At 71.1% G+C, this 23,622-nt stretch carries 29 protein-coding genes; 14 read left to right on the top strand and 15 right to left on the bottom strand.

The window, feature by feature from the left end; translation table 11 throughout:
- Positions 1 to 62: 62 nt before the first annotated feature.
- Positions 63 to 1,085, bottom strand: a complete 1,023-nt coding sequence (gene rsgA / locus OHS58_RS29770) for a ribosome small subunit-dependent GTPase A (RefSeq protein WP_328644744.1) — start codon at positions 1,083 to 1,085, stop codon at positions 63 to 65.
- A 114-nt stretch (positions 1,086 to 1,199) separates the two neighbouring features.
- Between rsgA and OHS58_RS29765 the strand changes: the two genes are divergently transcribed.
- From OHS58_RS29765 to OHS58_RS29755, 3 genes are read left to right on the top strand one after another with little or no spacing between them, the layout of a single operon-like run.
- Positions 1,200 to 1,958, top strand: coding sequence for an SOS response-associated peptidase (locus OHS58_RS29765; protein ID WP_328644743.1), 759 nt, complete (start codon positions 1,200 to 1,202; stop codon positions 1,956 to 1,958).
- Positions 1,955 to 2,563: an alpha/beta hydrolase family protein gene (locus OHS58_RS29760; RefSeq protein WP_247057457.1), complete on the top strand. Its 609-nt coding sequence runs from the start codon at positions 1,955 to 1,957 to the stop codon at positions 2,561 to 2,563. The genes OHS58_RS29765 and OHS58_RS29760 overlap by 4 nt, the downstream gene beginning before the upstream one ends.
- Before the next feature lie 45 nt (positions 2,564 to 2,608).
- The gene (locus tag OHS58_RS29755; protein WP_328644742.1) at positions 2,609 to 3,364 is read left to right on the top strand and encodes an aminoglycoside phosphotransferase family protein; all 756 of its coding nucleotides are present in this window, start codon (positions 2,609 to 2,611) and stop codon (positions 3,362 to 3,364) included.
- Between the two features lie 163 nt (positions 3,365 to 3,527).
- Here OHS58_RS29755 and ybaK read toward each other — a convergent pair whose 3' ends face one another.
- The gene (gene ybaK, locus OHS58_RS29750) at positions 3,528 to 4,004 is read right to left on the bottom strand and encodes a Cys-tRNA(Pro) deacylase (protein ID WP_328644741.1); all 477 of its coding nucleotides are present in this window, start codon (positions 4,002 to 4,004) and stop codon (positions 3,528 to 3,530) included.
- A 194-nt stretch (positions 4,005 to 4,198) separates the two neighbouring features.
- Here ybaK and OHS58_RS29745 point away from each other — a divergent pair, with 194 nt between their 5' ends.
- Together OHS58_RS29745 and rsrA are read left to right on the top strand one after the other, a co-directional pair.
- The gene (locus tag OHS58_RS29745; RefSeq protein ID WP_326944269.1) at positions 4,199 to 4,834 is read left to right on the top strand and encodes a sigma-70 family RNA polymerase sigma factor; all 636 of its coding nucleotides are present in this window, start codon (positions 4,199 to 4,201) and stop codon (positions 4,832 to 4,834) included.
- Complete coding sequence (gene rsrA / locus OHS58_RS29740) at positions 4,831 to 5,151, top strand: mycothiol system anti-sigma-R factor (protein ID WP_247057449.1); 321 nt, start codon at positions 4,831 to 4,833, stop codon at positions 5,149 to 5,151. Before OHS58_RS29745 ends, rsrA begins: the two co-directional genes overlap by 4 nt.
- A gap of 67 nt (positions 5,152 to 5,218) precedes the next feature.
- Here rsrA and OHS58_RS48820 read toward each other — a convergent pair whose 3' ends face one another.
- A complete protein-coding gene (locus OHS58_RS48820) occupies positions 5,219 to 5,293 on the bottom strand; it encodes a 50S ribosomal protein bL37 (RefSeq protein ID WP_371827656.1) in 75 nt (24 codons plus the stop codon).
- A gap of 139 nt (positions 5,294 to 5,432) precedes the next feature.
- Between OHS58_RS48820 and OHS58_RS29735 the strand changes: the two genes are divergently transcribed.
- The gene (locus tag OHS58_RS29735) at positions 5,433 to 5,645 is read left to right on the top strand and encodes a biotin/lipoyl-binding carrier protein (RefSeq protein WP_326944268.1); all 213 of its coding nucleotides are present in this window, start codon (positions 5,433 to 5,435) and stop codon (positions 5,643 to 5,645) included.
- Positions 5,646 to 5,647: 2 nt separating this feature from the next.
- Positions 5,648 to 7,168 carry a sensor histidine kinase gene (locus tag OHS58_RS29730; RefSeq protein WP_247057445.1) on the top strand — a complete coding sequence of 507 codons (1,521 nt, stop codon included), beginning with the start codon at positions 5,648 to 5,650 and terminating at the stop codon, positions 7,166 to 7,168.
- A gap of 451 nt (positions 7,169 to 7,619) precedes the next feature.
- Here OHS58_RS29730 and OHS58_RS29725 read toward each other — a convergent pair whose 3' ends face one another.
- Both OHS58_RS29725 and OHS58_RS29720 read right to left on the bottom strand, forming a co-directional pair.
- Positions 7,620 to 7,874: a WhiB family transcriptional regulator gene (locus tag OHS58_RS29725; RefSeq protein ID WP_247057443.1), complete on the bottom strand. Its 255-nt coding sequence runs from the start codon at positions 7,872 to 7,874 to the stop codon at positions 7,620 to 7,622.
- Positions 7,875 to 8,148: 274 nt separating this feature from the next.
- Positions 8,149 to 9,075 (bottom strand): diacylglycerol/lipid kinase family protein, encoded by a 927-nt coding sequence (locus OHS58_RS29720; protein ID WP_328644740.1) that lies wholly within the window; start codon positions 9,073 to 9,075, stop codon positions 8,149 to 8,151.
- Positions 9,076 to 9,413: 338 nt separating this feature from the next.
- Here OHS58_RS29720 and OHS58_RS29715 point away from each other — a divergent pair, with 338 nt between their 5' ends.
- A complete protein-coding gene (locus tag OHS58_RS29715; RefSeq protein WP_326944266.1) occupies positions 9,414 to 9,884 on the top strand; it encodes a hypothetical protein in 471 nt (156 codons plus the stop codon).
- A gap of 70 nt (positions 9,885 to 9,954) precedes the next feature.
- Here OHS58_RS29715 and OHS58_RS29710 read toward each other — a convergent pair whose 3' ends face one another.
- Together OHS58_RS29710 and OHS58_RS29705 are read right to left on the bottom strand one after the other, a co-directional pair.
- The gene (locus tag OHS58_RS29710; RefSeq protein WP_328644739.1) at positions 9,955 to 10,437 is read right to left on the bottom strand and encodes a GNAT family N-acetyltransferase; all 483 of its coding nucleotides are present in this window, start codon (positions 10,435 to 10,437) and stop codon (positions 9,955 to 9,957) included.
- Position 10,438: 1 nt separating this feature from the next.
- Positions 10,439 to 11,029, bottom strand: a complete 591-nt coding sequence (locus OHS58_RS29705) for an acid phosphatase (RefSeq protein ID WP_326944264.1) — start codon at positions 11,027 to 11,029, stop codon at positions 10,439 to 10,441.
- A 79-nt stretch (positions 11,030 to 11,108) separates the two neighbouring features.
- On the opposite strand from OHS58_RS29705, the gene OHS58_RS29700 reads away from it, so the two are divergent.
- The gene (locus tag OHS58_RS29700) at positions 11,109 to 11,600 is read left to right on the top strand and encodes a hotdog fold domain-containing protein (protein ID WP_328644738.1); all 492 of its coding nucleotides are present in this window, start codon (positions 11,109 to 11,111) and stop codon (positions 11,598 to 11,600) included.
- A 54-nt stretch (positions 11,601 to 11,654) separates the two neighbouring features.
- Here OHS58_RS29700 and OHS58_RS29695 read toward each other — a convergent pair whose 3' ends face one another.
- The 4 genes from OHS58_RS29695 to OHS58_RS29680 all read right to left on the bottom strand — a co-directional run bounded on the left by OHS58_RS29695 (position 11,655) and on the right by OHS58_RS29680 (position 13,992).
- On the bottom strand, positions 11,655 to 12,332 hold the full coding sequence (locus OHS58_RS29695) for a hypothetical protein (protein WP_328644737.1): 678 nt from the start codon (positions 12,330 to 12,332) through the stop codon (positions 11,655 to 11,657).
- Positions 12,333 to 12,430: 98 nt separating this feature from the next.
- Positions 12,431 to 12,865, bottom strand: coding sequence for a MarR family winged helix-turn-helix transcriptional regulator (locus OHS58_RS29690; protein WP_247057428.1), 435 nt, complete (start codon positions 12,863 to 12,865; stop codon positions 12,431 to 12,433).
- Complete coding sequence (locus OHS58_RS29685) at positions 12,862 to 13,320, bottom strand: SRPBCC family protein (RefSeq protein WP_328644736.1); 459 nt, start codon at positions 13,318 to 13,320, stop codon at positions 12,862 to 12,864. The genes OHS58_RS29690 and OHS58_RS29685 overlap by 4 nt, the downstream gene beginning before the upstream one ends.
- 66 nt (positions 13,321 to 13,386) lie before the next feature.
- Entirely contained in the window at positions 13,387 to 13,992 is a 606-nt protein-coding gene (locus OHS58_RS29680) for a dTDP-4-dehydrorhamnose 3,5-epimerase family protein (RefSeq protein WP_326944261.1), read from the bottom strand.
- A gap of 372 nt (positions 13,993 to 14,364) precedes the next feature.
- On the opposite strand from OHS58_RS29680, the gene OHS58_RS29675 reads away from it, so the two are divergent.
- Entirely contained in the window at positions 14,365 to 15,546 is a 1,182-nt protein-coding gene (locus tag OHS58_RS29675) for an NAD(P)-dependent malic enzyme (RefSeq protein ID WP_328644735.1), read from the top strand.
- 52 nt (positions 15,547 to 15,598) lie between these two features.
- Here the strand turns inward: OHS58_RS29675 and OHS58_RS29670 are convergent, their stop codons facing one another.
- A complete protein-coding gene (locus OHS58_RS29670) occupies positions 15,599 to 17,011 on the bottom strand; it encodes a bis-aminopropyl spermidine synthase family protein (RefSeq protein ID WP_326944259.1) in 1,413 nt (470 codons plus the stop codon).
- A 101-nt stretch (positions 17,012 to 17,112) separates the two neighbouring features.
- Between OHS58_RS29670 and OHS58_RS29665 the strand changes: the two genes are divergently transcribed.
- Genes OHS58_RS29665 through OHS58_RS29650 form a run of 4 tightly spaced genes read left to right on the top strand, consistent with a single transcriptional unit; the run spans position 17,113 to position 20,451 of the window.
- Positions 17,113 to 18,198 (top strand): ABC transporter ATP-binding protein, encoded by a 1,086-nt coding sequence (locus OHS58_RS29665; RefSeq protein WP_247057417.1) that lies wholly within the window; start codon positions 17,113 to 17,115, stop codon positions 18,196 to 18,198.
- Positions 18,195 to 18,878 carry an ABC transporter permease gene (locus OHS58_RS29660; RefSeq protein WP_328644734.1) on the top strand — a complete coding sequence of 228 codons (684 nt, stop codon included), beginning with the start codon at positions 18,195 to 18,197 and terminating at the stop codon, positions 18,876 to 18,878. The genes OHS58_RS29665 and OHS58_RS29660 overlap by 4 nt, the downstream gene beginning before the upstream one ends.
- Complete coding sequence (locus OHS58_RS29655; RefSeq protein ID WP_247057413.1) at positions 18,875 to 19,567, top strand: ABC transporter permease; 693 nt, start codon at positions 18,875 to 18,877, stop codon at positions 19,565 to 19,567. The genes OHS58_RS29660 and OHS58_RS29655 overlap by 4 nt, the downstream gene beginning before the upstream one ends.
- On the top strand, positions 19,564 to 20,451 hold the full coding sequence (locus tag OHS58_RS29650; protein WP_247057411.1) for an ABC transporter substrate-binding protein: 888 nt from the start codon (positions 19,564 to 19,566) through the stop codon (positions 20,449 to 20,451). The genes OHS58_RS29655 and OHS58_RS29650 overlap by 4 nt, the downstream gene beginning before the upstream one ends.
- Here the strand turns inward: OHS58_RS29650 and OHS58_RS29645 are convergent.
- The 3 genes from OHS58_RS29645 to OHS58_RS29635 all read right to left on the bottom strand — a co-directional run bounded on the left by OHS58_RS29645 (position 20,441) and on the right by OHS58_RS29635 (position 23,619).
- Positions 20,441 to 21,739: an erythromycin esterase family protein gene (locus OHS58_RS29645; protein WP_328644733.1), complete on the bottom strand. Its 1,299-nt coding sequence runs from the start codon at positions 21,737 to 21,739 to the stop codon at positions 20,441 to 20,443. The genes OHS58_RS29650 and OHS58_RS29645 overlap by 11 nt on opposite strands.
- A gap of 82 nt (positions 21,740 to 21,821) precedes the next feature.
- Positions 21,822 to 22,439 carry a LysE family translocator gene (locus tag OHS58_RS29640; RefSeq protein WP_328644732.1) on the bottom strand — a complete coding sequence of 206 codons (618 nt, stop codon included), beginning with the start codon at positions 22,437 to 22,439 and terminating at the stop codon, positions 21,822 to 21,824.
- A gap of 199 nt (positions 22,440 to 22,638) precedes the next feature.
- A complete protein-coding gene (locus tag OHS58_RS29635) occupies positions 22,639 to 23,619 on the bottom strand; it encodes an LLM class flavin-dependent oxidoreductase (RefSeq protein WP_328644731.1) in 981 nt (326 codons plus the stop codon).
- Positions 23,620 to 23,622: the final 3 nt, after the last annotated feature.

The following is a 23,622-nucleotide window of genomic DNA, read 5'->3' as shown; positions in this document are numbered from 1 at the left end:
GCCTGATCGGGTGATTGGTTACCGATGTGACGATGACGGTGCGGAGCCGGTTCCCGGTTGTCTCAGGATTCCGTGGGGCGGGTCACATCGAGGCCGCCGCGCGAGGCCAGCAGGCGTCGCAGGGACGCGAGCCGGTCGGCTCCCGCCTGGCCGTCGGTGACGACGTCGTCGAGCGCGCAGTTCGGGTCCTCCGGCGGCCCGAGGTGGCCGCAGCCCGACGGGCACTCCTCGGCGGCCGCGGCGAACTCCTCGAAGGCGTCGACGATGTCGTCCGCGGTCACGTGGGCCAGCCCGAACGAGCGGACGCCCGGGGTGTCGATCACCCAGCCGCCGTCCGGCAGCGGCAATGCCACTGCGGCGACGGACGTGTGCCGCCCCTTGCCGACCCCGCTCACCACGCCGACGGCCAGGTCGGCGTCCGGCACCAGGCGGTTGACCAGGGTGGACTTGCCGACGCCGGAGTGCCCGACCAGGGCCGTCACGCGGTCCTTGAGCATCTCGGCGAGACCTTCGGGCGTTTCGTCGTGCCGGGAGACGATCGCCGGGATGTCGAGGCCCGCGTAGCTCGCGAGGAGCTCGTCCGGGCTGGCGAGGTCGGCCTTCGTCAGGCACAGCACCGGCTCGACGCCGCCCGCGTAGCAGGCGACGATGCAGCGGTCGATGAACCCGCTGCGCGGCGGCGGGTCGGCGAGCGCGGTGACGATCAGCAGCCGTTCGGCGTTCGCGACGACCAGCCGCTCGAACGGGTCGGTGTCGTCGGCCGTGCGCAGCAGGGAGCTGCTGCGCGCGTCGACGCGGATGATGCGCGCGAGGGTGTCCGGCTTGCCGGAGACGTCGCCGACCACTCCGACCCGGTCGCCGACCACCACCGGCGTGCGGCCCATCTCCCGGGCGCGCATCGTGGTGATCACCCGGCCGGGGTCGGCGTCGATCGCGCAGGTCCAGCGGCCGCGGTCCTTGCCGATGACCATCGCGGAGACGGCGTCGGCGTGCTCGGGACGGCGCTTGCTGCGGGGGCGGGTGCCCTTGCCGGGGCGGACGCGGACGTCGGACTCGTCCAGCTTGCTCCAGTCGTTGCTCGCCAAACCGTCCGCCTTCCTGTGCACCGGTGCCCCGAATGATCCCATGCCGCTCGCCAGGGCCCTGGCCTGCGTGTAACGATGGCCTCCCGGACGCTCGAAGCACGAGGGAGGTCGGCCATGTGCGGCCGTTACGCCGCCACGAAGGACCCGGCGAAGCTGATCGAGGAGTTCGAGGCGATCGACCTCACCGAAGGGCGGGCGCGGACCGACCACAACGTGGCGCCGACGAAGAACGTCGTCACCGTCGTGCAGCGGCACCCGCGTGACGACGAGGGCCAGGTCCTCGAGGACGAGCCCGCCGAGCGCTCGCTGCGGCTGATGAAGTGGGGCCTGGTGCCGTTCTGGGCCAAGGACCCATCCGTCGGCTCGCGGATGATCAACACGCGCGCCGAGACGGCCGCCGAGAAGCCGGCGTTCCGCCGCGCGCTGGTGTCGCGCCGCTGCCTGGTGCCCGCCGACGGCTGGTTCGAATGGCGCCGCACGGGCAAGGAAAAGGAGCCGTTCTACATGACCGGCCCGGGCGACGCGTCGCTCACGTTCGGCGGGATCTGGGAGAGCTGGCACCCGAAGGACGACGAGAACGCGGCGCCGCTGATCACGTTCTCGATCATCACGACCGACGCCGCCGGGCAGCTCACCGACGTCCACCACCGGATGCCGCTGATCGTGCCCCAGTCCCATTGGGACGGCTGGCTGGACCCGGACCGCGACGACGTCACCGACCTGCTGGTGCCCACGCCCGACGACATCGTCGCGTCGCTGGAGCTGCGGCCGGTGTCGAGCCTGGTCAACAACGTCCGCAACAACGGACCCGAGCTGCTCGACCGCGTCGACCCGCAGCACGAAGCCGCCCTCTTCGACGCGCCGAAGTCATGACGGCCCTGCCGATCGAGACCGCGCACGGCCCGGCCCGGGTCTACCTGCACTGCGCCGAGGAAGGCGTGGCGGTGCTGATGCTGGGCCACGGCGCGGGCGGCGGCATCGGCGCGAAGGACCTGGTGGCGGTGACGCGCGCGGCGACGGCGGCCGGGGTGCACGTGGCGCTGGTCGAGCAGCCGTACAAGGTGGCGGGCCGCCGCGCGCCGGCCCCGGCGAACCAGCTGGACGCGGCGTGGCTGACGATCGCCGACGAGCTGTCGGAGCGCTTCGACGGCCTCCCGTTCGTCTTCGGCGGCCGGTCGTCGGGAGCCCGGGTGGCCTGCCGGACGGCGTCCGCGGGCCAGGCGGTGGCGGTGCTGTGCCTGGCGTTCCCCGAGCACCCGCCGGGCAAGCCGGAGAAGACCCGCCAGCCGGAGTTCGACGCGGTGGAGGTCCCGACGCTGGTGATCCAGGGCGAGCGCGACCCGTTCGGCCGCCCGAAGCCGGGGCCGCACCAGGAGCTGGTCCTGGTGGACGGCGACCACAGCCTGGGCAAGGACCTGGAGAAGGTCTCCCGGGCGGCGACGGAGTGGCTGTCGCGGGTGCTGCGCCCGCTGGCCTGAAACCCGGTCGCGGACGTCCGGCGCGTTCGCTAGCGTCGCCTCCTCGTGGAGGAGATTCCGCTGACCGGCGGGAACATGAACGCCGGCGTCGTCCGGGTGGGGAACACCGTGCGGCGGCCCGCGGGGCCGTGGACGCCTGCGGTGCACGCACTGCTCGCACACCTGCGCGCGGCCGGCTTCTCCGGCGCGCCCCGGCCGCTGGGCCTGGACGAGCACGGCCGCGAGGTGCTCGAGTTCATCCCGGGCGACGTGCCGTGGCCCGGCCGGATCGACCTGCTGGAACCGGCCGCGGCGGTGATCGCGGTGGGCCGCCTGGTCCGCGACTTCCACGACGCGGTCACCGGCTTCGTCCCGCCCGCCGGGGCGTCGTGGCAGGTGCTCATCCCCGCCGACGGAGCCGAGATCATCGCCCACCACGACCTCGCGCCGTGGAACCTCGTGGCCGGCCCGCGCTGGGCCTTCATCGACTGGGACACCGCGGCGCCCGGCACCCGGCTGTGGGATCTCGCGTACACGGCGCAGACCTTCGCCCTGCTACCCGAAAGCGTCACGTCGACCCAGGCCGCGCGCTTGCGGCTGCTGGTCGACGCCTACGGCCTGGACGAGCGGCAACGCCGTGAACTGCTCCGCCTGCTGGCCCCGCGTACGCGGTCGATGCACGACTTCCTGGCTGCGCAGGCGTTGGTCGGGAACGAGCCTTGGACGAAGCTCTGGAACGAAGGGCACGGCGAGGCGTGGCAGGACCAAGCCGACCACCTCGAACGGCACCACGAAACCTGGGAACGCGCGCTGCTCACCTGAAGCCGGGTCTGCGACCGCTGCCGAGTTGTCCACATTGCTCTCGGTTATCCACAGATTTGCCGCCGAGCCTTTTCGGACGCCGAATCCCGATACGCTGGACAGGGGACGCCCCCCGGGACGGGTGGGGGCTGTCCGGAGGCTGCGGTGACCGCATTTGTGCAGGTCAGGCCGCGATCGGGGCCACCACCGCGCCGGTCAGCCGGATCAGCTCACCGGGCGCCAGCTCCACTTCCAGCCCCCGCCGGCCCGCCGAGCAGAACACCGTCTCGAACTTCTCCGCCGAGGCGTCGATCACCACCGGCAGCCGGCTTCGGTGCCCCAACGGCGAAATCCCGCCCAGCACGTACCCCGTCGCCCGCTGAGCCGCCGCGGGGTCGGCCATCTTCGCCTTCTTGCCGCCCGCCGCGGCCGCCAGGCCCTTCAGGTCCAGCTGGCCGGTGACCGGGACCACGCCCACTGTCAGCTTGCCGTCGACCTCCGCCACCAGGGTCTTGAACACCCGGGCGCGGTCCAGGCCGAGGGCCTCCACCGCCTCCAGTCCGTACGACTCGGCACGCGGGTCGTGGTCGTACGCGTGCAGCTTGTGCGCCACCTTCTGCTTCGTCAGGAGCGCGGTCGCCGGGGTGCCCTTGCCAGCCATGGCACGGAAGTCTAGGGAATGCCCGGGTAGTCCGATCGGTTGTACCGGACGTGACCACAACCCTCGCCACCACACGCTCTCGCAGCAGCCGCCGCCCTGAGGCACCGGCGACCCGCGGTGTGCCCGGCCCCCGCGTAAACTCGACGTCGCCGTATGCGTACACGCGCATCGACGCCGAGCGGGAAGGGAACGGTTTGCCGAGCACGCAGAACTCAGCGCCGGAAGAAGCGACCGAAGCCGAGCGCGCCGAGCGCTTCGAACGGGACGCCATGCCCCTGCTCGACCAGCTGTACTCGGCCGCGATGCGGATGACCCGCAACCCCGCCGACGCCGAGGACCTGGTCCAGGAGACCTACCTGAAGGCGTACGCCGCCTTCGCGTCGTTCAAGGCCGGCACGAACCTCAAGGCCTGGATGTACCGCATCCTGACGAACACCTACATCAACGGCTACCGCAAGCGGCAGCGGCAGCCGGTGCAGCAGCCCACCGAGGAGATCACGGACTGGCAGATCGCCAAGGCCGAGGCCCACACCTCGAGCGGGCTGCGGTCGGCCGAGGTCGAGGCGATGGACAATCTCCCCGACACCGACGTCAAGGCCGCCCTGCAGAAGCTGCCCGAGGAGTTCCGGCTGGCCGTCTACCTGGCCGACGTCGAGGGCTTCGCCTACAAGGAGATCGCCGAGATCATGGAAACGCCCATCGGCACCGTGATGTCCCGCCTGCACCGCGGGCGCGCCCAGCTGCGTGACCTGCTCGCCGACGTCGCGCGCGAGCGCGGGTTCATCCGCGGCACCAAGGAAGGCGCCAAGGAAGAGGTGGCCGGGCGATGAACGACATGTGCGAGGGCGCGTCCGACAAGGTGCGCTGCGAAGAGGCGCTCGCCGACATCTACCTGCTCCTCGACCGGGAGTGCAGCGCCGAACGTGACGCCGCCCTGCGGCACCACATCGAGGACTGCCCGCCGTGCCTCGAGGAGTACGGCATCGACGAGCACATCAAGCAGCTGCTGGCCCGCAAGTGCGGTGGCGACCACGCCCCCGCCGAGCTCAAGAGCCGGCTGCGCGCGTCGATCCGCCAGACCGTCGCCACGCGCGGCGGCGTGACGGTCGAGCGCACCGAGATCAGCATCGAGCAGCGCTCCGAGTAAACAGCGCCCGAGCACGACGAAGGCCCCCGCGCAGGAGTGCGGGGGCCTTTGCGGTGTCGACGCCGGTTCAGGAGTTGGGCTTACCGCCGTGGTTCGCGCTGTTCTTCTTCCGGCTGCGACGCTTGCGGGCGCGCTTCGACATGTTTACTCCTCGTCGTCAAAAAGTGGCCACGGCCGCGGCGCTGGCGCCTGCCGGGCTGGGGGCAACCACTCAAGTGTGTCATGACGTCCCGTTCTGGTTGGATGGGGCTGGTCCGGGTGCCGCGCGAGGAGGGGTGTCGATGGCCGAGATCAGGGCCGAGATGGTCGGCACCGTGCTCCAGGTCGTCGCGGAGCCGGGCGCCTCGCTGAACGCGGGTGACACCGTGCTGATCCTGGAGTCGATGAAGATGGAGCTGCCGGCCGTGAGCGAAAAGGCGGGCACGCTGACCAGCCTCGCCGTGGCGAAGGGTGACCGCGTCCAGCAGGGCGACGTCCTCGGGACGGTCGAGTAACCGTGTCGACGCTCGCCGAACTGCTCGCCGACAACACCGGCCTCCCCGGGGAGGCCGCGGACCACCTCCAGACCGTCGTCGCCGAGTGGCAGCTGCTGGCCGACCTGTCCTTCGCGGACTTCCTGCTCTGGGTCCCGGTCAGCGAGGAACTGCAGCCCGACGGCGGCGACTTCGTGTGCGTCGCGCACGCGCGCCCGACGACGGCGCCGACCGCGCACCCCGAGGACGTCGTCGGCACGCGGTTCACGGTCCAGGAGCACCCGCAGCTGGCGAAGGCCATGCGCGACGTGCGGATCTGCCGCGAAGAGGACCCGCACTGGTACCGCGACCTGCCGATGCGGCGGGAGGCGATCCCGGTGACGTTCGCCGGCACCGTCGTCGCCGTGCTGAGCCGCGAGACGAACCTGGCCGCGCCGCGGGTGCCCTCGCCGTTGGAGATCGCCTACCTGGGCAGCGCCGGCGACCTGTGCCAGATGATCGTGGACGGCACGTTCCCGCCGAGCGGCACCAACGCGACCGACACGCACACGTCGCCGCGGGTGGGCGACGGGCTGATCCGCCTCGACTCGAGCGGCACCGTCGTGTTCGCCAGCCCGAACGGCCTGTCCGCGTACCACCGGATGGGGCACGAGTCCGACCTGGTCGGCACGCGCCTGGCGCCGTTGACGCGGTCGCTGATCCGCGACCCGTTCGACGCGACCGAGGTGTCGCACCGGATCATCGAGGCCCTCGACGGTAAGCCGTCGAGCCGCACCGAGGCCGATTCGCGGCGCGGCGCCGTGGTGCTGTTCCGCGCGCTGCCGCTGCGCCCGGCCGGGCAGGCGGCGGGCGCGTTGGTGCTCGTCCGCGACGTCACCGAGGTGAAACGGCGTGACCGCGCGTTGCTGTCGAAGGACGCGACGATCCGCGAGATCCACCACCGGGTGAAGAACAACCTGCAGACGGTGGCGGCGCTGCTGCGCCTGCAGTCCCGGCGGACGTCGTCGGAGGAGGCGCGGCTCGCGCTGGCCGAGTCGGTGCGCAGGGTGACGTCGATCGCGCTGGTGCACGAGGCGCTGTCCATCTCGGTCGACGAGCGCGTCGACCTCGACAAGCTGCTCGACAACGTGCTGCCGATGGTCGGCGAGGTCGCGACGGCCGAGTCGCAGGTCGGGCTGTCGCGCAAGGGCTCGTTCGGGGTCGTGGTCGCGGAGATCGCGACGCCGCTGGTGATGGTGCTGGCCGAGCTGGTGCAGAACGCGATCGAGCACGCCTTCCCGGCCGGCCGGTCGGGCAAGGTCGAGCTGATCGTGGAGCGCTCGGCGCGCTGGCTGGACGTCGTCATCCGCGACAACGGCCGCGGTCTGCCCGCGGGCTTTTCGCTGGAGCGGTCCGACGGCCTGGGCCTGCAGATCGTCCGCACCCTGGTGGAGTCGGAGCTGCGCGGTTCGCTGTCGCTACGGAAGGTGCGCACGGAGGAGGCGGCGACCCGGGTGACCGGGACGGAAGCCGCGTTGCGGATCCCGCTTTCCCGGCGGCTCTGAATCACACCTGGTTGCTTTGAATCAATCGCTTGAATTGACCTTGCCGCTCGATCGGGTGGGTTTCGCGATGATCAACACCGGGCATTTCCCGTCAACGGCGTGATTCCGGGCGTTTCTGGCGTGATCGGGTGCGGATCTCGCGTGATTGAAGGCGTAACTCACGTGATTGGGCAGGCGTCACGCGTGATTGGAAGGGCATCACGCGTGATTGGGGGGACGACACGATGACGGCCCGGCACCTGGGTGCAGGTGCCGGGCCGTTCAGCGTCTCGCGGGAGGACTTGAAGTCCTGGTGAGGTTTCACCGCACCCGTTGCCGGGTGGTTTCACCCCACTTGTTAAGCTGGAGCCGGGTAGGTATCACCACAGAAGGCCTGGACACGACAGTGTCAGCCCGGGTGAATTTCCCTGGTGGCTCGGGTGTAGCTTGTGCGATGTAGCCAGATGAAGAGTCAGGCGTTGGTACGCGTGCCGATGTGCGTGCGGCGGCGCTTGACTGCGCGTCGCTCGTCCTCGCTCATGCCGCCCCACACGCCGGCGTCCTGGCCGCTGGCCAGAGCCCAGGCCAAGCAGTCGGAGGCGACGGTGCAACGGTGGCACACGGCCTTGGCCTGACTAACCTGCGACAGAGCAGGACCGCTGGTTCCCACCGGGAAGAACAGCTCGGGGTCCTCGTCTCGGCAGGCCGCGTCGTGGCGCCAGTCCATGTTCGTGAGCTCCTTCATATGGCGCGGGAGGGCCGCGCCACAGTCGTCAATGGCGGTCGTCTTTTTGGGTGCTTGTGAATGCTTTCACGAAGCACCGCGTTGGACAAGTGTTTCTTGAAGATCGGTGAGTCAGCTCACCCGGCCGAGCGACACGTCTGACCTGCGGTTTCTCTCCGACACGGCCGCTCGAAGGGAAGGCTGATGCGGTGAGTGGAGCTTCTGCGTCGACGAACGGCAGATTGCACTTTGCCGCAGGCGATCAGCTGTCCCGTCGTCACACGATTACTGTGAGTGCATCCGGGACGCTGAAGAACTCGACCCGGGCCCTCTGACCGACGAGGTCGCCGTCCACCTGGAAGTTTACCGGTTCAGCAGCGTCGATGCGGATCATCGGCAGGTCGTCGTGACGCACGAGACGCTTGCCCTTTTGGTTGCTCTTCGTAGCCAAAGCGCGCCGTACATGCTTGAACACCGTGGGCAACCCCAGACCGTTCAACGCGAACAGACCCAATCCCGTCTCGAACGAGCAACCCGGGTTGAGGTGGATCGGACGCTCGCCCAGGTAGCTCCACGGATCGGTGTTCGACACGAAAGCGGTCAGCGCTTGGGCGGGTTCCTCACCCGGGACGCGGATCGTGAGGGCCGGGCGGCCCAGCGGCGGCCGGAAGTAGGAGCGGACAGCGGCCCGTAAGTAGAGGCCGGCCGTCGTCTGCTTGCCCCGGCGCTTCGCGACGCGGCCGACGACGTCGGCGTCCCAGCCGAGGCCGGCGTTGAAGGTGAACCAGTGCCCGTCGGCCAGGCCGAGCCCGACCCGGCGTGAGCGGTCGTTCTCCAGCGCGTTGAGCAGCTGGTGGGTGGCCTCGACGGGATCGGCCGAGATGCCGAGAGCGCGCGCGAACACGTTGGCCGAGCCGCCGGGCACGACGCCGAGCGCGGGTACCCGCCCGATCTGCGACGGATCGCCGTCGGCGTCGGCGAGCAGGCCGTTGACGACCTCGTTCACCGTGCCGTCGCCGCCGTGGGCCACGACGAGGTCGATGCCGTCCCGCGCGGCCGAGCGCGCGACGGCCATCGCGTGGCCGCGGTAGTCCGTCTCGACGACGTCGAGCTTGACCTGGCTGGCGAGCGCGTGGGCCAGGACGTCCCGGCCACCGGCGGTGGTCGAGGTGGCCTGGGGGTTCACGATGAGGATTGCGCGCACCACCGCAGGGTAGGTGACGCCTGCCGCCCCCGAGAACCTCTCGGCGGCGCAAGGTGACCGGAAGCACCGGTCCGGCAACGCTCCGAACAGCACCTGTGACCCTGTGCCGGGCGGCCCTCCTTCGCGTGACGAGTGTCCGCTCGTCGTGACAAGTGCACCCGGGCCGACCGCCCGCTCATCGACGACACCTGAATTTTCGACGCCCGGGCGGTCCCGCGAAAACGGCCGTCCGGGTGGCATACGATCCAATCAGCTCACGCACGGTTACTCGCCCTGGTCGAGTCTGCTGTGCTCCCGCAAAGCACTCGGCCAGCACCCCCCCCCGGAAGGTCCCCGCTGTGAAGCTCTCGCCCGCTCCCCGTGAGGTCCGGCTGGCCGGCGTGGTCACCGGGGTGCCGTCGCTGGCCCTGCTGGTGTTCGGGGTGATCGTGCTGGTGAACGGCCTGGGCACGCCGGCGCGGCCGGGCAACAACGTCTACGTCGAGGCCGGCACGTTCATCGTCGTGGCGCTGGCGTTCCTGGCCGCGTCCGCCGGGCTGGTCCTCGGCCAGACCTGGGCGCGCTCGCCGGGCGTGGTGATCGCGCTGATCGTGGTCGGCCTGGGCTGGTACCTGCTGGGCCCGTCGGGCGAGCCGGTGTGGGGCGTCCCGATCGCGCTGTTCGGCATCGTCACGCTGGTGCTGCTGTTCCGCCGCCCGTCCCGCGAGTGGGCCCTGGGCCTGCGCGAGGGCGAGTCCGAGACGGAGGCCGCCGAGCGCGGCGGCCTGGCCGGACGCCGCGCGGAGCGCGAAGGCCAGGACGAGGACTGACTCCTCGTGAGTGTTTAGGGCGGTTAGAACCGCCCTAAACACTCACGAGGGCTGCGGCAGACCAGCTGAGTCAGGCCTGGGCGGCCAGCGCTCGGAGGGGTTCGTCGGCCAGGCGGTCGACCGTCCACTCGTCCATCGGGACCGCGCCCAGGGCCTTGTAGAACTCCGTCGCCGGGTTCCAGTCGAGGACCGACCACTCCAGCCGGCCGTAGCCGTTGGCGACGCACTCCGCCGCGAGCGTCGCCAGGAGCGCTTTGCCCAGGCCCGAGCCGCGGTGGTCCGGGAGGACGAACAGGTCCTCCAGGTAGATGCCGTGCACGCCGCGCCAGGTCGAGAAGTTCAGGAACCAGAGCGCGAAGCCGACGATCTCGCCGTCCACTTCGGCCACGTGCCCGAACAGCTTCGGCGCCTCGCCGAACAGCGCCGCGTGCAGCTGGTCCGTCGTCAGGTGGCACTCGTCCGGGGCGCGTTCGTACTCCGCGAGGGCGTAGACCAGCCCGACGGCGGCCTCGACGTCGTCGGGCCGGATGCGGCGGATGCGGTCGTCGGGCACGTCAGTCCTCCAGCGAGGGGGGCAGGTTGAGGTGTTCGATCTGGGGTTCGCCGCGCTCGTCGCCGAGCACCGCGATGCCGGCCGCGTCCAGTCCGAAGTGGACGCCGGACGTCGCGGGCAGGCCGATCCAGCGGGCCACCAGCACCCGGCTGAAGTGCCCGTGGCCGACCAGGATCACGTCGCCGGCCTCGGTGTCACGGCGGGCGCGCTCGAGCACCTTGTCCGCGCGGGCGCTGACCTCGTCCGCGCTTTCGCCGCCGAGGACCGGGTGCGTCCACACCGTCCAGCCCGGCACGGTCTCGCGGATCTGGGGCGTCGTGATGCCCTCGTAGTCGCCGTAGTCCCACTCGGAGAGGTCCTCGGTGACCTCGTCGACGCGCAGGCCGGCCAGCGCGGCCGTGCGCAGCGCGCGCTTGCGCGGGCTCGACAGCACCAGCGACGGCCCGCCGAGCAGGCTCCGGAGCGTGCCGCCGGCCGCGAGGGCCTGGCCTTCGCCCGCCGAGGTCAGCGGGATGTCCGTGCGTCCGGTGTGCCGCCCGTCGACCGACCATTCGGTCTGGCCGTGGCGGAGGAGGAACAGCCGATTTGCCACGCGCCGACTATAGGCGGCCGGTTGCGACCCGGCCGGGCGCCTGCTTAGCTACTGACCAGTAGGCAAGCAAGGGAGACGCATGGCCGAGACGCCGACGTTCGCGCTGTGGCACAAGCTGGCCGCCAAACCCGGCGGGAAGCAGCTGTTCAGCGCCGCGATGTGCCTGCGCGTGCCCTACTTCGGCACGGTGCTGCCCTCGGTGCGCGAGCTGCGTCCCGGGCACTGCGAAGTGAGCGCCCCGAAGTGGTGGGGTGTTTACAACCACATCCGCACGTTCCACGCGATCGCGGCCTGCAACCTCGCCGAGATCGCGATGGGCATGCTCGCGGAGGCGACCGTCCCCGCGACGCACCGCTGGCTGCCGAAGGGCATGGACGTCCAGTACGTCGCGAAGGCCGAGACGGGCCTGCGCGCGGTGGCGTCGCTGCCCGCGCTGCCGGAGTTCGGCGACGAGGGCTTCGAGCTCCCGGTCCCGGTGACCATTTCCGACGCGCGTGGCAAGCCGGTGGTCACCGGGACGATCACCATCTGGGTGACCCCGAAGAAGTCCGCGGTGGCCCTCCGGTCGTGAGTGGTAATGCGGGTTAGAACCCGCATTACCACTCACGACCGGCCGCGGCAGGGCTCAGAGCGGCTTGTACTGCACGTACGACGTCTGCTCGAACGTGTTCTCGCCGGACGGCGACGGGAGGTCGAGGCGCCGGTCGACGAGCTTGCCGAGCGGGCCGCAGCCCTGGGTCGCCGGCAGCGCCAGGTCCGGGTCGATGACACCGCGGTAGGCCGTCACCGGGTTCTGGGAAATTACCTTGGGCGGGACCGCCGGGTCGTCGTGGACGACCGTGTGCAACGGCTTCGCCGCGGTGCCGATGCTGCAGTCGTTGCCCAGCAACGGGTTCCGCAGCACCGCGTAGATGTCCAGCTCGCCGCGGCGCTCGTCGTTGCTCTGGAAGTCCGAGAAACCGCCGTAGCGCAGCTGGATCGTCGTGCCGGGCAGGCCGGGGACGCGGGTCGGAGCGTGCCGCAGCGCGCCGAACGCCTGGGCGTACTGGCCGTCGATCCGGCCTTCGCTGAACGTCAGCCGCACCTCACCGAGCGGGATCTCGTAGCCGTCGATGGTCAGTTTTCCTTGGGAGACAAAGGCTTCACAGCGCCACGTGCCGGGGTCGGCGGTCGCGGGCGGGGCCGGGCAGTCGGTGAAGTCGAACGTCGGCAGCTCGTCGGCGCGTGCTGGCGAGGCGAACGCGAGAGTGGACCCCAGTGTGGCCACGGCGACCCCGGTCGCGGCCAGTGCGAGAAGTTTCATGGGAGCCAGCCTGGCGAGGACGGCCGAGGAGGACATCCGGGATCGCCCCCAGGGGATGTCCCGAAATTTCGCTCGATCGAGTGAATTCGCGCGCGTCCTCACGGGCTGAGTTTTGCCAGTGAGTCCGTGAAATCACTGTCGACGCCGTCGAAGAACGACGCGTCGGCGGCCTCGACGTCCTTCAGTGCCTTCGCGACCAGTTCGAGGCCCGGTGCGGTGATCCGGAGCCGCTTCGCGCGGGCGTCGGCCGGGTCGTCCGCACGTTCCATGAGCCCCCGCTCGGCGAGCTTGCGGACGACCTGGCTGGTCATCATCGTGTCGGTGCCGGCCTGCTCGGCCAGCTGTCGCTGGGTCGGTGGCTCCCCCGAGCGGGTGAGCCACCACGTGGTGGTCAGCAGCACGAACTGGACGTGCGTGAGGTCGTGCGGGGCCAGCGCGGCCCGCATCGCCCGCTGCCAGGCCAGGGTCACGCGCCACAGCAGGAAGCCGGGGCTGCGCTCGGGACCGGGCAGGCGGGACTCCGGGGCGGTCATGCCCGCAAGGATGCCGTGACACGCGGGCCGGAGGTGCCGCCACCCGGACGCCCGGAAGCCTCGGCCAGCCGCGCCAGCGCGCGCATCGCGTCCGGGGTGTCCTCGGTGACCTGCGGGCCCAGCTCGTCAGGCCCGTCGATGGTGACGCGGTAGGTGATCGCCGTGCCGCCGTCGACGTCGGTCAGGACGTGCTCGAACCGCAGCAGCGCGTCCGGCAGCCGCGTCTCGTCGGTGAAGCTCCGGCCGTCGGTGACCTCGGTCAGGGTGAACGGGATGGGCGGCAGGCCGTCCATGGTCATCGTGCCGCTGGTGCCGACGGCGAACGGGCCGTCGAGGACCACCGACCGGACGGCGGTGTCCCACTCCGGCCAGCGGGCGGTGTCCGCCCAGAGCGGCCAGATCGCGGCGGCGGGGGCGGTGGACGTCTCGGTGTGCTCGTACTCGTAAAGTGCCATGCGAGCAGACTATATGCGCGCATACTAAATGGGCAAGGGGACCGCCGGACCCGGTCCGGGCGGCGGTCAGTGGGCCGAACGCAGCTTGTCGTAGTAGGCGACGCAGTCGTCGTACGCCGGGAGCAGGCCCTGCTCCGCGGCCTCGGCCAGCGTCGGGGCGGCGCGGTCCTTGTCGGACAGGATGTGTGTGATGTCCGACGGCCACGGCAGGTCCAGCGCCGGGTCGAGCGGGTTGATCCCGTGTTCACCCGTCGGGTTGTACGGCTCGGAGCAGAGGTAGGCCATCGCGGTGTCGTCCTCGAGCGCGATGAAGCCGTGCCCGAGGCCCTCGGCGAGGTACGCGGCGTTGAACTTGCCGGCGTCGAGCCGGATGGCGTCCCACTTCCCGAAGGTGGGCGAGCCGACCCGCACGTCGACGACGACGTCGAGCAGCGAGCCGCGGGCGCAGTAGACGTACTTCGCCTGGCCGGGCGGGGTCTCGGCGAAGTGGACACCGCGGATCGAGCCGCGCTTGGACACGCTGTGGTTGGACTGGCCGAGCCGCAGCCGGTGGCCGACGGCGGCGCGGAAGACGTCTTCCTGGAAGGGGGCGGTGAACAGGCCCCGGTCGTCGGGGAACGCCCGGGGGGTGAACTCGAAGGCGTCCGGGACGCTCAGCCGGCGGAATTGCATGGCGTCACCTTATCGGGCGCCAAGAAAACCGGACGGACGTCTTGGTATTTGGGGAAATACCAGGGAATGTGTGACGTGAGCCGCACCGAGGGGTCACCCGCGGCAAGGGTCCTGTCACAATGACGGGACCGCCGCGTCCGCGGCCATCGCCACACCCACGGCACCGATGGCCGACGAGACGCTTCGCCGACAGGCCGGCGCTACCGCGCTGGGCTGCCGTGCCGGAGGATGAGCCCAGGTCAGAGGGCGTGCCTTCGCCTGCTGCCTGGTCCCCCCGCTCGCAGGCCCAGGAGAATCCGAGTGACCCACGTTCGAACCGCGAGTTCCGTCATTCCTACTGAGGGAAAGCCGGAAACGACGACAGGAAACCCCATGAACGACCCCACCGGCACTGTTGCGCCGGTCACCGACGAAGAGATCTTCACCGGGCACGAGGGCGGCAAGCTCTCGGTGGCGGCCACCCGCCCGATTTCCAGCCCGCGTGACCTTTCGATCGCCTACACCCCCGGTGTGGCGAAGGTGAGCCGCGCGATCGCGGAGGACGCCGCCAAGGCCAAGCGGTACACGTGGGCGGACCGGCTGGTCGTGGTGGTGAGCGACGGGACCGCGGTGCTCGGCCTCGGCGACATCGGCGCCAGCGCGTCCCTGCCGGTCATGGAGGGCAAGTCCGTGCTCTTCAAGACCTTCGGCGGCCTCGACTCGATCCCGCTGGTGCTGGACACCACCGACGTCGACGAAATCGTCGAAACCCTGGTCCGGCTGCGTCCGTCGTACGGCGCGGTCAACCTCGAGGACGTCTCCGCGCCGCGCTGCTTCGAGCTGGAGGACAAGCTCAAGGAAGCGCTCGACTGCCCGGTCATGCACGACGACCAGCACGGCACGGCGATCGTCACGCTGGCCGCGTTGCGCGGCGCGAACCTGGTGCTGGACCGGGCGATCGCCGACCAGCGCGTGGTCATCTCCGGCGCCGGCGCGGCCGGGGTGGCCTGCGCGCGGATCCTGCAGGAGGCCGGCATCGGCGACGTCACCGTGCTCGACTCGCGCGGCATCATCCACACCGGCCGCGACGGCCTGAACCCGATCAAGGAGCAGCTGGCCTCGACGACCAACAAGGCCGGTCTCCGCGGTTCGCTCGCCGACGCCCTCGAAGGCGCCGACGTCTTCCTCGGCCTGTCCGGCGCGACGATCGACGAGACGCTGCTCGGCCGGATGGCGGGCGGCGGCATCGTGTTCGCACTGTCCAATCCGGACCCGGAGGTCCACCCGGACGTCGCGGCGCGCTACGCGTCGATCGTGGCCACCGGCCGCAGCGACTTCCCGAACCAGATCAACAACGTGCTGGCGTTCCCCGGCGTCTTCCGCGGCGCGCTGGACTCCGGCGCCCGGGCGATCACGGAGAACATGAAGCTGGCGGCCGCCGAGGCGATCGTCTCGGTCGCGATGGACGACCTGGGCCCGGACCGCATCGTCCCGAGCCCGCTCGACCCGCGCGTGGCCCCCGAGGTCGCGGCCGCGGTGGCGAAGGCCGCGGAAGCGGACGGCGTCACGGCCTGACAGTCACCGTCAAAAGCGGCACTTTCACGTGAAAGTGCCGCTTTTGGCGTGTTCAGAGACCCAGCAGAGCCGGCAAGCGGTGGCGGGGGACGTCGACCAGGCGCAGGTCCTGGAGGTCCGGCGGGACGTCCAGGGAGACGTTCGCCAGGCGGGCGTGGGCACGGGTCAGCACCTCGCTCTGGTGCTCCACCGCGTCCGCGACGACCACGGCGTGCCGGTTGTCCGGCGTGCTCCGCAGGTACCGCAGGGTGTACTTGCCCGCGACCAGCGCCGCAAGCGCCGTCTGGGACGCCTGGTCCGCCAGGTCCGGGTGCGCGTTCGGCAGCAGCAGCGCGAGCCGGCGGGCGTTCGTGCCCAGGAGCGCGCGCAGCAGCCACGGGCCGGGGTCGGCCGAGAGGTCCATCGCGACCGCGTCGCCCTCGGGGCCGGAGATCGACCAGTCCACCGGGCGTGACTCGAACGAGAGCCCGCTCGCGACGGCGATCTCCTTCAGCTTCTCCAGCAGTGCCGGTTTCGTCCCGGCCGCCTCGACCGACTGCGGCCCGTGCGTGTAGATCGCCTTGCCGCTGCGGACTTTCCTGGCCTTCGCCGTCGGCTGGCAGACGTACAGGTCCGCCGCGCTGCCGATCGCCTGCGCGCCGAAGTAGCTGTTGAAGCCCGGCAGGATCGCCTCGAACGTCAGCCCGAGCGTGGCCAGCGAGCGCTGCACCTGCGCGCCCAGCGCCGGGTGCCGCGGGCTGTAGCCGTACGCGAACAGCAGCCGCCCCTCGCTCGGCTCCCGCAGCGCCTGCACCCCGCGCGCGGCGAACAGGCCCATCCCCTCCGGGGTGTACGGCGGGTCGCTGAACACCAGGTCGGCGCGCCCGGCCACGGCGGGCGGCAGGCCGACGCGCAGGTCCGCGTGCGCGGTCCTGATGTCCCCGGCACCGCGGTCGTCCAGGTAGGCGAGGACGCGCTCGTCGAGGTCGACGACGGTCAGGTCCGCCGCCGGGCAGACCGCCCGTACGGCCAGCGACGTCAGGTCGTGGTCACCGAGGAACAGCAGGCGCGCGGACGCCAGGTCGTAGCGCGCGTCCAGCCACAGCGCGCGGCGCAGCACCGTCTCCGGCGTGGCCTGGACGTGGTCGAGCGCGGCCAGCGGCGCCGGCACCTCGGCCACCCACTCGGCGACCTTCGGCAGCAACTCGTGCGTGGCCACGGCTTCGTCGAGCGGGTCGGCGTAGCGGGGGACGCTGTACTGCAGGTACGACGCGGCGACGCCGGGAGACAGGCGCAGCCGGTCGCCGCTGCGGTCGAGGTCGTCGCCCAGTGCCGCGAGGACGTCCTCCACGCTGCGCCGCGGCGCGGTGCTCAGCCGGACCAGCTCACCGAGGTCGTGGTCGCCGGTGCGCAGTAGGTCGATGACGCGGTACAACGGGCGGACGCCGACGCCGTGGGCGGCGAGGACGTCGTCGAGTGCCTTCACGGGCCACGAGCTTAGGCGCCTGGTCCCCACCTGCCGGAACAGCGTGCCAACCACCGCCGACTCGGCTACCGTCGAACGGACCTGACACGGGGAGTGGGCAAGTGACGATCGAATTCCGCGACGTGACCAAGCAGTATCCCGATGGGACGGTCGCCGTCGACAAGCTGAACCTGACGGTCGAGGACGGCACGATCACCGTGTTCGTCGGCCCGTCCGGCTGCGGCAAGACGACGTCGCTGCGGATGATCAACCGGATGATCGAGCCCACCGGCGGCCAGGTGCTGCTGGACGGCAAGGACGTCGCCGAGGGCGACCCGGCGCTGCTGCGCCGCGGCATCGGCTACGTCATCCAGCACGCCGGCCTCTTTCCACACAGGACGGTCCTGGACAACATCGCCACCGTGCCCCTGCTGTCGGGCTGGGACAAGGCGAAGGCGCGCAAGCGGGCGGCCGAGCTGCTCGAGACCATCGGCCTGCCGGTCGAGGTCGGCAAGCGGTACCCGGCCCAGCTTTCCGGTGGCCAGCAGCAGCGTGTCGGCGTCGCCCGCGCGCTCGCCGCGGACTCGCCGGTGCTGCTGATGGACGAGCCGTTCTCCGCGGTCGACCCGGTGGTGCGCGAAGGCCTGCAGGACGAGCTGCTGCGGCTGCAGTCGCAGCTGGGCAAGACGATCGTGTTCGTCACGCACGACATCGACGAGGCCGTCCGGCTCGGCGACAAGGTCGCGGTGCTGCGGGTCGGCGGCAAGCTCGCCCAGTACGGCACCCCCGCCGACGTCCTGCGCCACCCGGTGGACGACTTCGTCTCGTCGTTCGTCGGCCGCGACCGCGGCTACCGCGGCCTGTCGTTCCTCTCCGCCGACGGCGTCGAGATCAAGGACCTCGAGCTCGTCGAGATCGGCTCTTCGGTGCCGGCGAGCGACGGCTGGCGCCTGGTCGTCAACGCCGAGAAGCAGCCGCGCGGCTGGCTGCCGCCGAACTCCACAGTGGACGGCGAACTGTCCGAAGACGACCTCGTCGCCGGTGGTTCCCTGTGGATCCGCGGCACCCCGATCCGCGGCGCGCTCGACGCCGCGCTGTCGTCGCCCGCCAGCCTCGGCGTGGTCGTCGACGACGACCACCGCGTGCTCGGCGGCGTGCTCGCTCGGCAAGTGCTCGATGTGATCGAGGCGACCCCGCAGGCGTCATGAGCTTCTTCGACGAGCTCGGGACGTACCTGGGCAGCGGCAACAACCGCGAGCAGATCCTCGGCGACCTCGGCGACCACATCTACCTCGCGCTGCTGCCGCTGGTCATCGGGATCGTGCTGGCGATCGCGGCCGGCTGGTTCGGCCACCGCTGGGCGCCCGCGCGGTCGGTGCTCATGGTGCTGGCCAACCTGCTCTACACGATCCCGTCGCTCGCGCTGTTCGTCGTCATCCCCGGCCTGATCGGGTCGAAGATCCTGGACAGCATCAACGTCGTCGTCGCGCTGACGATCTACACCACCGCGCTGCTGGTCCGCCCGGTGCTCGACGCGCTGGACGCGGTGGCACCGTCGGTGATCGCCGCGGCCACCGCCGTCGGCTACAAGCCGGTGCGCAAGTTCTTCGCCGTCGAGCTGCCGCTGGCGGTGCCGGTGCTCGCGGCCGGCGTGCGGGTGGCGTCGGTCAGCAACATCAGCCTGGTCAGCGTCGGCGCGCTGATCGGCACCGGCGGCCTCGGCGTGCTGTTCACCGACGGCTTCCAGCGCGAGTACTTCTCGCCGATCGTCGTCGGCATCGTGCTCACGCTGGTGCTCGCCCTGGTCGTCGACCTGCTGCTCGTCGGCCTGCGGAACCTGCTGACACCCTGGGAACGCGCCGGGAACACGGGGGTGGCCGTCGCATGATCACCGATCTCTTCCACTGGTTCGGCGACCCGGCGCACTGGTCCGGCCCGGACGGCATCCCGCAGCGGCTGCTGGAGCACCTCGGCTACACGGTGCTGGCGCTGGTGATCTCGCTCGTGATCGCCGTCCCGCTGGGGCTGTTCGTCGGCCACACCGGACGCGGCGGCGTCGCGCTGGTGAGCGTCGGCAACGCGATCCGCGCGCTGCCGACGCTGGGTCTGGTCACGTTCCTGTTCCTGCTCTTCACCGAGAGCGTCACCTCGACGATCATCGGCCTGGTCGTGCTGGCCGTGCCGCCGATCCTGGCCGGCACGTACGCCGGGCTGCAGGCGACCGACCACGGCGTCGTCGACGCCGCCGAGGGCGTCGGGATGACCGGCTGGCAGCGGCTCTGGAAGGTCGAGGTGCCGATCTCGCTGCCGCTGGTCCTGGGCGGCATCCGCAACGCCGTGCTGCAGCTCGTGGCGACCGCCGCGGTGGCCGCGTACGTCGGACTCGGTGGCCTGGGCCGGTTCCTGCTCGACGGACTGGCCATTTTGGACTATTCGGAGGTGATCGCCGGCGCGCTGCTCACCACGCTGCTGGCGATCGTGCTCGACGTCCTGTTCGCGCTGCTGAACCGCGCGCTGGTGCCCAAGGGCGTCCGGCTGGCGACGGCCGCGGCGACCGGCAAGAAGGTGACCGCATGAAACGGCTGGCTCTCCTCGCCGCTGCCGCGCTGCTGGTCGCGGGCTGCGGAAATCCGCTGGCGGGTGGTGGCGAGGGCGGCTCGAACGGCGACATCATCATCGGCGCGTCCGACGTCGGCGAAAGCCTGCTGCTGGCCCAGATCTACGCCGGGGCGCTGAAGAACGCGGGGGCCACGAACGTCACCGTGCGGCCGCCGGTCGGCAGCCGCGAGGTCGTCGTCAAGGCACTGCAGGACAAGTCGCTGTCGGTCGTGCCGGACTACAGCGGGAACCTGTTGCGGTACTTCGACAAGGACACCCAGGCGACGAAGCCGGAAGACGTCTACACGCAGCTGAAGGCCAAGGTGCCCGCCGGGTTCGAGGTGCTGGACCAGGCGCCGGCCGAGGACAAGGACCTGCTCGTCGTCGGCAAGCAGCTGGCGGATTCCGGCGTCAAGACGTTCTCCGACCTGGGAAAGCGCTGCGGCGAGCTGGTGTTCGGCGGCCCGGGCCAGTGGAGCAGCCGCTGGAAGGACAAGATCAAGACGCTCTACGGCTGCGAGTTCAAGGAGATCCGGACCACCGACACCGGCGGCCCGGTGACGGTGGCGGCGCTCAAGTCCGGCGACGTCCAGGTCGCGGACCTGTTCAGCACATCGTCGACGATCGCCGCGAACGGGTTCGTGCCGCTCACCGACGACAAGAACATGTTCCCGGCGCAGAACATCGTGCCGCTCATCGCCAAGGGGACGCTGTCGGAGCAGGAAGCCGCGGCGCTGAACCGGGTGTCGGCGGCGCTGACCACCGACCAGCTCACCCAGCTGAACGTCGAGTTCACCGAGGAGAAGCGCAACCCCCTCGACATCGCCGAAGACTTCCTGGCCCGCAACAACCTCAAGTCCTAGCCATCGCCGCTTCGCGCACGTCGTGAAGGTGGATGAGCAGGTCGTAGGACCGCGCGAGCGCGATGTCCGCCGGGTCGACGGGGAACGCCGTCCCGATGTCGTACGTCGGGCGGGCGACGTCCAGCCAGGCGCGCGCCGCGGCCGGGGCGGTCCGGATGTCGAGGTAGTAGTCCTGGTAGCGGACCTGGTCGAGGGTGTCCTCGTTCGATCCGGGGCCGGCGGCGCCGACCGTGAACTTCTGCCAGGTACCGGCTTCGTCCTGTGACAGGAACGAACCGCGGTCGAAGGTGAAGCCGGTGGCGACGTAGTTCGCGCCCAGCGTGTCGCGCAGGAACGAGCCCTGCGTCTTGGGGTACCGCGCGGGATCACCGGACGCGTAGCCGACGTGGCCGTTGTGGGCCGACAGCAGGATCTTGGCACCGGTGTGGCGTTGCCACCACACGACGTTCTGCGCCATCACCTCGTCGCGGAAGCGCTGGGACGTCGCCACCGAGGCCGGGTCGGTGAGGTCGATCGTGAGGAACTTCGTGGTCTGGGCGATGGACCGGGCGTTCTGCGCGGCCCAGTCGTCGCCGAAGCTCTGCACCAGATCGAGGGCCTCCTGGGCCTGGGCCGCGAGCCGCTGCCGCTCCGCGAGCGGCTTGGCGACGTAGGCGAAGACGTCGTCGATCGGGCGCAGGCCGGTGTAGAGCTCGTTCAGCCGGGCCAGTGACTCGGGGTGGGTCCGCTGGACGTAACCGGTCACCCGGCCGAAGAACGCGTCGTCGAGCGTCGGGGCGCCGAGGTCGTCGCCGAGGAAGTGGACGGGCCGGGCGGGGTGGGCGCGGTTGTGGTCGCGCATCCACTCGATGAGGTGGACGAACTCCTCGCGGTCCCACGGCGAGCCGGCGAGCGCGGCCTTGGCGACCGTGTGCGCGTCACCGGTGCCGGTCTGGACGAACTCGTCGATCTTCAGGCCCGCGGACCAGCTCACTTCGAGGGCGAAGGTGGTGAAGCCCTTCTGCTCCACGAGGTAGCGGAAGAGCCGCTCCTTCATGGCGAAGAACTCGTGCGAGCCGTGGGTCGCCTCGCCGAGGCCGGTCACCTGGGCGTCGCCGATCATCGCGCCCAGGGCCCGCAGATCGGCGGTGTCCCGGCCGGGTTCGGTGGTGCGCAGGGGATGCGCCGCCTGCGTCAGCGCGCGGACGGGGCCGGGCTGGGCCGCTTCGGCGGTCGCCGGGGCGAAGAGCGCGCCGGTCGCGATGGCCGCGACGGCGAGGACGGCCGTGGTTTTCCGGTTCCTGGTCATGGAAAGGATCCTGGCCGAGGTCCGGGCGCCCCACCCTGGGGCCGGCCGCCGACTTCGAGGTAGCGCAGGCGCTACCTCCCGGTCAGTGGTCGAGAGCCAGCCGGACGCCGAGGCCGATGAAGATGCCGCCGGTGGCGACCTCCAGGCGCCGGCGGGCCTTGCGCTTGCGGCGCAGCCAGCTGCCGATGCGGCCGGCGAGGACGCCGACGGCGCCGTCGACGAGGAACTCGAACACGATCATGATCGCGCCGAGGATCGCGAACTGCAGCCCGATGCGCCCGAGCGCCGGGTCGACGAACTGCGGGAGGAACGCGATGGTGAAGGTGACCATCTTCGGGTTCAGCAGGTTGGTCAGCAGCCCGGAGAGGTAGGCGCGCTTGGTGCTGGGTGCGGTGTCGTCGGGGAGGCTCCGGCGCTTCCGGATGGTCTGGATGCCGAGGTAGATGAGGTAAGCGGCACCGACGACCCGCACGACGGTGAAGGCGACGGGCACGGCGGCGAACAGCGCGGCCAGCCCGGCCGCGGCGACGGCGACGTGGATCGCCTCACTGGTGGCGACCCCCGCGGTGGCGAGCAGCCCGGCGCGCGGACCGCCGCGCATGCCGCAGCCGAGGACGAACAACATGTCCGGCCCCGGCACGACCATCGCGATCACGGTGGTGACGACGAAGGCCAGCAGGAGGTGCGGGTCGACGGGCATGGGCCGATCCTGACACGCGGCCCGCGCCCGGCGAACCCCTTTTCCGGCGGGCAGCCCCGTCTTCTCGCGGCAGGCGGACGCTCGAACCGACCTTGCCGGGTCCCAGCCCTCTTCGGGGGGTGTCCGACGCAGGTCGGAATCCGCTTCGGCCCGGCCTGGTCGTCCACATTGCGGCCGGGCTGTGGACGACCGGTGGCCGTCAGGCGCGCAGGGCGGCCGCCACCCGGCCCGCGGCCTCGATGCCTTCCTCCGGCGGCTCCTCCGGCAGCGGCAGCAGGACCACCGAGCCGCTGCCGGCTTCGTGCAGGGCGCGGACGCGGGCCACGCACGAGGCCAGGTCGCCGCAGACGGCCAGCTGCTCGATCCACTCCGGACGCAGGCCCGCCGCCAGTTCGTCCACTGTGGACGCCGAGTCCACGAGCGCCAGCAGCTCGTCGGCGAACGGCAGGTCCTGGACCTGCACCCGCGCGCCCGGCGTCAGCGACTCCGCCACCGTCAGCCGCGCCCGTTCGGGGTCGCCCAGGGCCAGCCAGTTGTACGTCACCACTGTGTGGCTCGCCGGGGCGCCGTCCCGCTCGCGTCCCGGGGCGATGGCCGCGAGCGCCGAGCGGACGTACTCCGGCGGGGACGGCTCGGCGAGGATCGTGCCGTCCGCCGTCGCGCCCGCGATCGCCAGCGACTTCGGCCGGCGGACGCCCGCGACCAGGGGCGGCGGCGACGCCGGCGGGAACACCAGCTCCACCTCGTCCAGCGAGACGTACCGCCCGGACACCGAGACCCGGTCGCCCGCCAGCAGGCGCCGGACCGCGACGAGCGTCTCCTCCAGCGCCGCGAGCGGGGACGCCGGGTACGCGCCGATCTGCTTCATCCACGCCGGCACGCCGTGGCCGAAGCCGGCGATCAGCCGGCCCGGGTGCAGCTCCGCCAGCGCCGCGAGCTCCATCGCCGCGATCGCCGGGTTGCGCGCCACCACCGGCATCACGCCGATGCCGATCTTGATCGTCGACGTCGTCTCCAGTGCCGTGGCGACCGTCGAGATCCCGGCCGCCCAGAAGCAGTCCTCGACCAGCCACAGCTCGTCGAGCCCGGCGGCCTCGGCCTGCCGCGCCAGCTCACGCAGCCGGGACGGCGGCTGCTCGCGGTTGATCCGGACACCGACCGACGAACGGGGTGCGTACATGCG

This window comes from Amycolatopsis sp. NBC_00348 (assembly GCF_036114655.1).
Taxonomy (GTDB): Bacteria; Actinomycetota; Actinomycetes; order Mycobacteriales; family Pseudonocardiaceae; genus Amycolatopsis.
The sequence above is the reverse complement of the archived record's forward strand: the minus strand, read 5'-3'. Positions and strand labels throughout refer to the sequence as shown.